Annotated in this window: 8 protein-coding genes; 5 read left to right on the top strand and 3 right to left on the bottom strand. The window is 63.9% G+C overall.

The features are described 5' to 3' along the window. Positions 1-219 precede the first annotated feature (219 nt). The gene (locus tag DS839_RS36730) at positions 220-543 is read right to left on the bottom strand and encodes a histone (RefSeq protein ID WP_162918896.1); all 324 of its coding nucleotides are present in this window, start codon (positions 541-543) and stop codon (positions 220-222) included. A gap of 179 nt (positions 544-722) precedes the next feature. On the opposite strand from DS839_RS36730, the gene DS839_RS29865 reads away from it, so the two are divergent. The 4 genes from DS839_RS29865 (at position 723) to DS839_RS29850 (ending at position 3,435) form a co-directional block, all read left to right on the top strand. Continuing rightward, on the top strand, positions 723-929 hold the full coding sequence (locus DS839_RS29865; RefSeq protein WP_119274158.1) for a TOBE domain-containing protein: 207 nt from the start codon (positions 723-725) through the stop codon (positions 927-929). A 4-nt stretch (positions 930-933) separates the two neighbouring features. Beyond that, complete coding sequence (locus DS839_RS29860) at positions 934-1,446, top strand: hypothetical protein (protein ID WP_119274157.1); 513 nt, start codon at positions 934-936, stop codon at positions 1,444-1,446. 103 nt (positions 1,447-1,549) lie between these two features. Next, positions 1,550-2,632, top strand: coding sequence for a calcium:cation antiporter (locus tag DS839_RS29855; RefSeq protein WP_119274156.1), 1,083 nt, complete (start codon positions 1,550-1,552; stop codon positions 2,630-2,632). 47 nt (positions 2,633-2,679) lie between these two features. Then, positions 2,680-3,435: a transporter substrate-binding domain-containing protein gene (locus DS839_RS29850; RefSeq protein WP_368911997.1), complete on the top strand. Its 756-nt coding sequence runs from the start codon at positions 2,680-2,682 to the stop codon at positions 3,433-3,435. A gap of 269 nt (positions 3,436-3,704) precedes the next feature. On the opposite strand, the gene DS839_RS29845 is transcribed toward DS839_RS29850, so the two are convergent. Further along, on the bottom strand, positions 3,705-4,157 hold the full coding sequence (locus tag DS839_RS29845) for a transglycosylase SLT domain-containing protein (RefSeq protein WP_162918895.1): 453 nt from the start codon (positions 4,155-4,157) through the stop codon (positions 3,705-3,707). Between DS839_RS29845 and DS839_RS36725 the strand changes: the two genes are divergently transcribed. Next, complete coding sequence (locus tag DS839_RS36725) at positions 4,150-4,473, top strand: hypothetical protein (protein ID WP_162918894.1); 324 nt, start codon at positions 4,150-4,152, stop codon at positions 4,471-4,473. The genes DS839_RS29845 and DS839_RS36725 overlap by 8 nt on opposite strands. 405 nt (positions 4,474-4,878) lie before the next feature. Here DS839_RS36725 and DS839_RS29840 read toward each other — a convergent pair whose 3' ends face one another. Beyond that, positions 4,879-6,906 (bottom strand): L,D-transpeptidase family protein, encoded by a 2,028-nt coding sequence (locus DS839_RS29840; RefSeq protein WP_119274154.1) that lies wholly within the window; start codon positions 6,904-6,906, stop codon positions 4,879-4,881. Positions 6,907-6,961 lie beyond the last annotated feature (55 nt).

Here is a 6,961-nt window from a genome sequence, read left to right as displayed (position 1 = left end):
CGCGTCCGATACCGCTTGCGCGAGCCGCCACGACGGCGGATGCCCCAGACTTGGACATTATTACCCGGACTGGCCTTATCTTAGCGCCTATGGGGCCTGACCCGGCCATCCAGCAAACAAGCCCATTATGTCCTGGATGGTCGCCTCAAGGGCGACCATAAAACAACGGCCGGACATCCGTCCGGCCGTGTTGCACGCATTCAAGCTGAACTGACGCCCTCAGTTGGGTCCGGAGTCCCCGTCGCCCGCCGGCCGTGATTCCGGGGCTGGCGCGCTCTCGGGAGCGGACGAACCCGTCACCGCGGCGACCGCCGCCTTGGCCGCCCGCTTGACGCTTCTCACCGCACGCCTCACCGGGCCTGCCTTCTTCGCAGCTTTCTTCTTCGCCGCCTTCTTCTTCGCCGGCCGGGCCTTGCGCGCCTTTACGGCTCTCGCCGAGCGGGCTGTCTTCTTGGCGGGCTTCCTTGCCGCCTTCTTCGACGAACGCTTGGCGGCTTTCTTAGCTTTCTTCGCGGCTTTCTTCTTAGCAACACGTCTAGCCATTTGACGCTTCCTTCTGATCAGCTGGGTACGATCATTGTCCCCAACGCTGTTTGTTCATCTGGGTTTCAACGCACGATTCGGTCAAGCACGCATAAGCCAAACATTGCCAGTTATGCGCAGTTCGCGTTATGCTATTTCAGATACAACGAGACAGCGAACTGACGAAGGAGACTCTGCACATGAAATTGAGCGCGCGCAATGTCCTTAAGGGGACTGTCGTCGAAATCAGCACAGGCGCCGTCACCTCGCATGTCCGTCTCGACGTCGGCGGCAACATCGTGACCGCATCGATCACCAATGAAGCCGTCACGGAGCTGGGGGTGAAGAAGGGGATGACGGCCTATGCCGTCATCAAGGCCTCCGATGTCATGGTCGCGGTGGACTGAAGTCATGCGCACCGCGCTTGCGGCGTTGGCTCTCTGTGTTCTGGCAGCCGCGGCGCAGGCCGAGGAGGCCCCCGCCTGCACCCAGTTCAAATGGCCGCTCGCCGCCGAAAGATCATGGTTCGAGGCGGGCAAATTGACCGAGCTGCAGTCGGGCGCGTCGGTCGGCGAGGCGGCCGATGGCGCTTTCGACCTTGCGCTCAAACCGAGCGCTGAGGTGAGTTTTGCGCTGCCGCCGGAAGGCAAGCCCAAGCCCGACAAGCCGTTGGGCGCGGTGCTGGCATTCAGCGTGGTCGCGAAGCCCGGCACCTATCAGGTGACGCTTTCGGACGAGGCCTGGATCGACATCGTCCAGGACGGCGCCTATCGCCCATCGCTCGAATTTTCCGGCGTCCATGGCTGCCCGGGTTTGCGCAAGAGCGTGCGCTTCGTCTTCAAGCAGGGCCCCCTGATTCTGCAGCTTTCCTCCGCGTCGGCGCCTTCGCTGAAGCTCGCCATCCGCCGGCTCCCATCGCCCTAAGCCCGCGCCGTCTATCGACAATCGGAACCCGGCCCTCCAATATGCGACCGATCAATGGAGTGGCGCGCCGGGGCGGGCCGCTTGCCCTAATTTCGAGCGAGACATGCTTCGTGGCCACCTTCCGCTATGGACCTGGCTCAGCCCCCTTGTTGGCTGGCTCCTCATTGCCACGTCCTTCGCCTATACCCTTCCCCTGTTCAATGTGGCGCTGGGCCTTGGCCTGATCGCCTGCGTGCTGGCGGCGGTGCATCATGCCGAGGTCGTCGCCCACCGGGTGGGCGAGCCCTTCGGCACCCTGGTTCTGGCCCTTGCCGTGACGGTGATCGAGGTCGCGCTCATCGTCTCCATGATGCTGACCGGCGGCGAGGTCACGGCGGCGCTGGCGCGCGACACGATCTTCGCCGCCATCATGATCATCCTCAACGGCATGATCGGGCTTTGCCTGCTGGTGGGGGGCTCGCGCCATGGTGAGCAGTCCTTCGGCCACTATGGCGTGAATGCGGCGCTGGCGACGCTGGCGGCCCTGTCGGTGATCACCCTCGTTCTGCCCAACACCACGACGACGACCGAAGGCCCGATGTATTCCACGAGCCAGCTCGCGCTCATCGCCGTCGTGTCCCTTTTCCTTTACGGCGCCTTCGTGCTTGTCCAGACGGTCCGGCACCGCGACTATTTCCTGCCCGCGGGGGCCGCGGCCCATGACGAAGATGCCCATGCGGTACCGCCGAGCGGGCGTGTTGCCGCCGTGAGCGCCGCCTTGCTGCTCGTCTGCCTCGTTGCGGTGGTGCTCCTCGCCAAACTGCTGGCGCCGGCCATCGAGGCGGGCGTCATGTCCGCGGGCGCCCCCAAGGCGGTCGTCGGCATCATCATCGCCGCCATCGTCCTCCTGCCCGAAAGCCTCGCGGCCTTGAAGGCGGCACGCGTCGACCGGCTGCAGACCAGCATCAACCTGGCGCTGGGCTCGGCGCTCGCCTCGATCGGCCTCACCATCCCGGCGGTTGCTGCGGTGTCGCTCGCCACCGGCTGGACCCTGGTGCTCGGCCTCGATTTCAAGGGCATGGTTCTGCTGGGCCTGACGCTCCTCGTCGCCACCCTGTCCTTGGGCACCGGCCGGACGACCATCCTGCAGGGCGCCGTCCATCTGGTGATCTTCGCCGTTTATCTGTTCACGACGATCGTTCCGTGAGACAGAAAGTGCCCAGACCCTCCTGCGCAGAACGGCGGTGGCTCGGGGTGGCGATCGCGGCCATCCGGTTGCTGCTGAGTTGCGTCGTCTTGACCCTCGCAGTCGGCATGGCAAGCGCCCAGGACACTTCCACGCCTTCCAGGCAGCCGCTTCGGGTTGGGGTTTACATCAGCCCTCCTTTCGTCATGAAGGAAGGCGACCGGTTCACCGGCATGGCTATCGAGCCGTGGGAAGCTCTCGCGGCGAAACTCAAGCTTCCCTTCGACTATGAAGAGGTTGCAACAGTAACCGACTTGATCGAGGCAACCTCCAGCGGAAAGCTCGACGTGGCCGTGACCAACCTGTCGATCACGGAGGCACGCATCGAGCGTATCGATTTCACGCACCCCTGGTACGACGCCGGCCTCCGTCTGATGGTCAACGACAATCACGCGACAAGTTTTTCAGACGTGTTCGCGGGGCTGCGCGACGCAGGATTCCTGCGCACTTATGCAATGCTTGCCGGCATCATAGTGGTGGCCACGTTTCTTCTGACCACCTTTGACCGGCGGTTCAACAGCGAATTTCCAAACCGATGGCGCGACGGGCTTGCGGATAATTTTTATCACGTCATGTCAGTCGCCACGTCCGGCAAGGCTCCGGCGCCCCGGCAACACGCTCACCGTCGTCGGCGCGACTTTCGAGCCCGACAAGTATGGTTTCGGGTTGCCGCTCCGAAGTGGCCTGACAAAGCCGCTGACCGTGGCCATCGTCGCGGCACACGAGAAAGTTGCTCTCGAAAACTTGCGGTTGAAGCACTTTAGCGACACGCCTTGAACCAGCGTTTCACTTCCTCGCAATCGGCGGTGTTGCAGTCTGACCGCAACACGTCTGCCATTCCATTACAGAGGTTTTTCCTTAGTCTGGGCCTTTTTTTGATCGGACTTCTGAGACTTGGGGGCGACCTTCGAAGCATGACGCTCGATCAGGATAAAGCTTGTATGTATCTCGGCATTCAAATGCGCGATCTGCCTTAAGCAGAGTGCGCGGGACAAGGCTGATCGACGGTTTTGTCAGCAATACGTGCGTCTGGTCAGAACACTTTCGCAACGTAGCTCTGGACCAGCGACTTGAAGCCGAGGCCGCCATTGTGCTTGGAGGCAGCTAGCTGCAAGTCGCCGCCGGACGAGGCGATGGCGAGGGACAGATGCTTGAGGCCCCAGCGCACATTGGTGCGCGCATCGGTGAGCTGGAAACATTCGCCCGTAAAGCCCATGACACGCGCCGTCTCGCATTTGAGCTGATAGACGCCAAACTCGCCGGCCAGTCCACGGGCATAAGGATCGTAGCCGGACTCGACAATGGCGATGCGCAGCGCAAACCATGTCGGAACACCGTAGGAAGGCGCGAGCTCGCGAATGATGTCGACCACATAGGCGGTGTCGTTCGTTTCATTCGGCTTGATCCGAAACTGGGGCACGGCGATCGGCAAGGGCGCGACGGGCTTGCCTGTCTGGCGCGGGCCGCTGCGCAGCGTCTTGGTCATCGACATCCAGGCTATGCTTGCCATCTTCTGCGCTGCGTCGGCCTTCCTTGGCGCAAAGATGGCCTCCTTTGCGGGGTCGATAGGCGCGGTTTCGATTACAAGGGGCTTGCCTGTCTCACGCGGACCGCTGCGCTGCGTCTTGGTCATCGCCATCCAGGCGATGCTTGCCTTCTTCAGCGCTGCGTCGGGCTCCTTTGGCGCAACAATCGCTTTCTCGGCACGGTTCGGTGACTTGCGGCTCCGAGCTTTGCCGAATTTGGTGGGCCTGATCTTCGTGCCGGATCTGAAGTATTTTTGTCGCGCCTCCCACCGTTGAGCATGCGCAATGGGGTCGTCAACTCTGCTTGCTTCAGCTTCGGGGGACGCAAAAAGGACAGCTCCGACCAGAAGTGCGGCTGGAATTGGCGCGTAGGCAGACCTCACAAGGTGTCCCCCCGTTACTCAACTATCCCCGGCCCACCAGTGTACCAGAGTTGGAACTCACGTCACGAAAAACCGACAGAGTGGGTTACCAGTCGGTGTACCGTGCCGAAATCCGGACCACAATCAAGTTGGACTATGGGCCAACCGCCCGTCACCGTCGCGCGCTGTGAAGGGACCCTGAGCGCACCTTCTACCGGCTGGAGCCGCGTACCTTGAGTCCGCTGTCCTATCGTTGGACGATTCGCCAAACGCCGATGGCGCGCGGGCCAGCGACGAACCCTCAAAAAAGCTTGAGGATTTACGCCGGGAACTGCTTGGGCAGGCCGGCAAGGCTCGGCTGTGCTGGTGCCGCGCCGGCCTCCGTCGTCGCGGCTACCCCTTGCGGCGCTTCGATGCGCGCCAGCATCGCACGGGCAAGCTCGCTGAGCGAGGGATCGCGGGCACCCATCACGAGAACGAGATCGCCCGGCCGTGCTTCCTGCGCGATCCGGCGCACCAGCCATTCGCGTGAGGGTGCGAATTCGGCATTGGCGCCGAGCGCTGAGATTTCCGCCACGATGTCGGCCGACGAGAAATCGCGCGTCGCGGTGCCGCCCACGAAGAAGACTTCGAGCATGAACAAGCGGTCATCCGGCCCGAGCTCGCGCGAGAAGGTCGCCACGAAGTCGCGGCGCAGGAAACGCGTCGGCCCGTAGCCGTGCGGCTGATAGATGGCGAGCACGCGTCCAGCGCGAAGCTTCGCCGTTCTGATCGCGGCGGTAATCTTCTCTGCATTGTGGGCGAAATCATCAATCACTTCGACGCCCTGCGCCTTGCCGACACTCTGGAAGCGCCGCCCGATCCCTGAGAAATTCGCGAGCGGGCCCGCCATATCTTCCAGCGCCACGCCGATCACGCGACAGGCGGCGATCGCAGCAAGCGCATTGGCAACATTGTGCGTGCCGGGCACCGACAGCTCGAAATGCGTGTCCTCCACGCGGAAGCGGCTCGAATCGGGTCCAAGCTCGACATCCTCGCCACGGATCTGGGCGCGTGGGCCGAAGCCGAAACGAAGTGCTCCGCCCGCGAGCTGGTCGAGATTCTCGGCATCGCCCACCACCAGCGCCTCACGCGCGCGGGCGCGCAGCGTGGCGAATATCGCCGCGACCTCCGCCATCTCCTTGTGGTCGCGCTGAAGATTGAGAATCACCCCCAAGGCCGGCGTATAGCGCACAAGCGAGCCGTCGCTCTCGTCGGCCTCGACCACGAGCAGGTCCGATCGACCTGCCCAGGCATTGCCGGGCAGGCCTTGCGCCGACAATTCCGGCAGATCGCCGCCGGTGATCACCGACGGGTCGCGGCCGGCCCCGCTCAGGATGGCGAAGATCATCGCCGTCACCGTCGATTTGCCGCTGGTTCCGGTCACGGCGATCGTGCGATAGGCGGCGACGAAATGCGCGAGCATCTCGGATCGATGAATGACGGGAATACCTAGGGCGCGAGCCGCGACGACGTCGGCGACCTGATTCTCGACGGCCGTCGAGACGACGAGCGCGGCGCAGTCAGGACCAAGCCCGCTCCCGTCCTGCGGCAGGATCTCGATGCCGAGCCGTTCGAACTGGGCGCGCAAGGTGGCGCGCTCGCCGCGGTCGAAGGCGCGGTCGCTGCCGCTCGCCTTGCCGCCGGTCATGGCCTGGAATTGGGCCAGCGCGCTCATGCCGGAGCCGCCTACGCCTGCATAGTGGAAGCGACCTCCGCCCTTCGGGTCAGGGATGCTTGGCGCATCGGGTGCAGCGACGAAGACGAAATCGCCTTGCCGCAGTCGGCCAAATAGCTCGCACACATCCGCATTCGAGAAGCGCACGCAGCCATGCGACGCGGGCCGGCCAAGCAGGCTCTCGTGATTCGTGCCGTGCAGATAGATGTAGCGCTGAAGCGAGTCGCAGCCCGGCCCGCGATTGACGCCCTCCTCGAGCCCCTCGAGGGTAAGAATGCGCGTGAGGATCAGATCGTCCTCCAACGCCTCTCCGCCCCACGTCTCGCCGGTCGGCTCGCGCGAGGCGAACACGGTGCCGGGTGCCGCATCCTCGCCGATCCACGCGCTGACGCGGTGCCAACCCGGCGGCGTGCGAAAGGAACCTTCCTTGCCGCCAATCCCGGCACGGGCGGTGGAGACCGGCCAAGCCCCGGCGGCCTTTCCATCCTCGAGCCAGACGGCGAGCTGGCGTTCGGGGTCGACAACGAGCAGCCGTGCAGGCAGCACGGCCGGAGCGCCTGCGCGCATGAGACCCTGACGCACGAGATCGAGGGCGCGGGCAGTGAGCAACGGGCTGGGCGGATAAGACATGCGCGCACTCTGCCATAAGTGGGTGTGGTGGCAAGCGTGTGATGGGTTGCTGGGT

This window comes from Taklimakanibacter deserti, from assembly GCA_003574785.1.
Note: the sequence above shows the minus strand (reverse complement) of the source record. Positions and strands in the feature narration are given on the sequence as shown.

Excerpts from the sequence above, each read along its gene's own strand:
- DS839_RS36730 (WP_162918896.1), bottom strand. The coding sequence starts at position 543 with ATGGCTAGACGTGTTGCTAAGAAGAAAGCCGCGAAGAAAGCTAAGAAA.
- DS839_RS29865 (WP_119274158.1), top strand. The coding sequence starts at position 723 with ATGAAATTGAGCGCGCGCAATGTCCTTAAGGGGACTGTCGTCGAAATC.
- DS839_RS29860 (WP_119274157.1), top strand. The coding sequence starts at position 934 with ATGCGCACCGCGCTTGCGGCGTTGGCTCTCTGTGTTCTGGCAGCCGCG.
- DS839_RS29855 (WP_119274156.1), top strand. The coding sequence starts at position 1,550 with ATGCTTCGTGGCCACCTTCCGCTATGGACCTGGCTCAGCCCCCTTGTT.
- DS839_RS29845 (WP_162918895.1), bottom strand. The coding sequence starts at position 4,157 with ATGACCAAGACGCTGCGCAGCGGCCCGCGCCAGACAGGCAAGCCCGTC.
- DS839_RS29840 (WP_119274154.1), bottom strand. The coding sequence starts at position 6,906 with ATGTCTTATCCGCCCAGCCCGTTGCTCACTGCCCGCGCCCTCGATCTC.